The organism is Pantoea sp. ME81, from assembly GCF_903970985.1.
Taxonomy (GTDB): Bacteria; Pseudomonadota; Gammaproteobacteria; order Enterobacterales; family Enterobacteriaceae; genus Pantoea; species Pantoea communis.
The window spans coordinates 1-2,376 of the sequence record NZ_CAJCKS010000316.1 but is presented as its reverse complement, the minus strand read 5'-3'; the positions used below and the strand labels follow the sequence as shown (position 1 = coordinate 2,376).

The 2,376-nt window shown below is 52.3% G+C and carries 2 tRNA genes and 2 rRNA genes; all 4 read right to left on the bottom strand.

The annotated features are described in order from the left end of the window. A 23S ribosomal RNA gene (locus H7A81_RS26850) occupies positions 1–97 on the bottom strand; the annotation flags it as partial. Between the two features lie 203 nt (positions 98–300). Then, positions 301–376: transfer RNA gene (locus H7A81_RS26845), tRNA-Ala, on the bottom strand. Between the two features lie 145 nt (positions 377–521). Next, positions 522–598 (bottom strand) — tRNA-Ile (locus H7A81_RS26840). Between the two features lie 74 nt (positions 599–672). After that, positions 673–2,212, bottom strand: a 16S ribosomal RNA gene (locus H7A81_RS26835). Positions 2,213–2,376: the final 164 nt, after the last annotated feature.

The following is a 2,376-nucleotide window of genomic DNA, read 5'->3' as shown; positions in this document are numbered from 1 at the left end:
GGTTCATATCACCTTACCGACGCTTTACGCAGATTAGCACGTCCTTCATCGCCTCTGACTGCCAGGGCATCCACCGTGTACGCTTAGTCGCTTAACCTCACAACCCACAGGCGTTTTACAACGCATGCAGACTGCAAGCATTTGAGAGACTCGAACACATCGTTAGCTTCATTCTTATTACGGAGAATGAACGCGACGTGTCGTTTCAATTTTCAGCTTGTTCCGGATTGTTAAAGAGCATAATACTTCGCAGCACACCGTTGCCGGTACGCTCTGAAGTATTGTTTTGAGTCACTGTAATGGTGGAGCTAAGCGGGATCGAACCGCTGACCTCCTGCGTGCAAGGCAGGCGCTCTCCCAGCTGAGCTATAGCCCCATACAGTTACTGCAGAGACCACTACTACCACTCACCAGGAGTCCCGTTTTTTGAAAACGGTAATTCGTGCTCAGGCAAGGCATGTACGAAGGACGTTTACTGTTGGGTAAACGACTGAGTACATAACGCCGCATGAGTGCGAATTTGGTAGGCCTGAGTGGACTTGAACCACCGACCTCACCCTTATCAGGGGTGCGCTCTAACCACCTGAGCTACAAGCCTGTAGAGGTTTTTTCTGCTCGTTACTTTTCTATCAGACAATCTGTGTGAGCACTTCGCGGGAAGGTATCTTCAGGTAAGGAGGTGATCCAACCGCAGGTTCCCCTACGGTTACCTTGTTACGACTTCACCCCAGTCATGAATCACAAAGTGGTAAGCGCCCTCCCGAAGGTTAAGCTACCTACTTCTTTTGCAACCCACTCCCATGGTGTGACGGGCGGTGTGTACAAGGCCCGGGAACGTATTCACCGTAGCATTCTGATCTACGATTACTAGCGATTCCGACTTCATGGAGTCGAGTTGCAGACTCCAATCCGGACTACGACGCACTTTATGAGGTCCGCTTGCTCTCGCGAGGTCGCTTCTCTTTGTATGCGCCATTGTAGCACGTGTGTAGCCCTACTCGTAAGGGCCATGATGACTTGACGTCATCCCCACCTTCCTCCAGTTTATCACTGGCAGTCTCCTTTGAGTTCCCGGCCGGACCGCTGGCAACAAAGGATAAGGGTTGCGCTCGTTGCGGGACTTAACCCAACATTTCACAACACGAGCTGACGACAGCCATGCAGCACCTGTCTCAGAGTTCCCGAAGGCACCAAAGCATCTCTGCTAAGTTCTCTGGATGTCAAGAGTAGGTAAGGTTCTTCGCGTTGCATCGAATTAAACCACATGCTCCACCGCTTGTGCGGGCCCCCGTCAATTCATTTGAGTTTTAACCTTGCGGCCGTACTCCCCAGGCGGTCGACTTAACGCGTTAGCTCCGGAAGCCACGCCTCAAGGGCACAACCTCCAAGTCGACATCGTTTACGGCGTGGACTACCAGGGTATCTAATCCTGTTTGCTCCCCACGCTTTCGCACCTGAGCGTCAGTCTTTGTCCAGGGGGCCGCCTTCGCCACCGGTATTCCTCCAGATCTCTACGCATTTCACCGCTACACCTGGAATTCTACCCCCCTCTACAAGACTCTAGCCTGCCAGTTTCGAATGCAGTTCCCAGGTTAAGCCCGGGGATTTCACATCCGACTTGACAGACCGCCTGCGTGCGCTTTACGCCCAGTAATTCCGATTAACGCTTGCACCCTCCGTATTACCGCGGCTGCTGGCACGGAGTTAGCCGGTGCTTCTTCTGCGGGTAACGTCAATCGATGAAGCTATTAACTCCATCGCCTTCCTCCCCGCTGAAAGTACTTTACAACCCGAAGGCCTTCTTCATACACGCGGCATGGCTGCATCAGGCTTGCGCCCATTGTGCAATATTCCCCACTGCTGCCTCCCGTAGGAGTCTGGACCGTGTCTCAGTTCCAGTGTGGCTGGTCATCCTCTCAGACCAGCTAGGGATCGTCGCCTAGGTGAGCCATTACCCCACCTACTAGCTAATCCCATCTGGGCACATCCGATGGTGTGAGGCCCGAAGGTCCCCCACTTTGGTCCGAAGACGTTATGCGGTATTAGCTACCGTTTCCAGTAGTTATCCCCCTCCATCGGGCAGTTTCCCAGACATTACTCACCCGTCCGCCACTCGTCACCCGAGAGCAAGCTCTCTGTGCTACCGTTCGACTTGCATGTGTTAGGCCTGCCGCCAGCGTTCAATCTGAGCCATGATCAAACTCTTCAATTTAAAGTTTGATTTGCTGCAACAAGTGCAGCGATGCTCATCTGTAAAACGTCATAATGAATTTCATTATGTGTTCACTCGTGAGACTTGATATTTTTTACGTCCGGAGACGCTGATATCAATCCTGCGAGTGCCCACACAGATTGTCTGATAAATTGTTAAAGAGC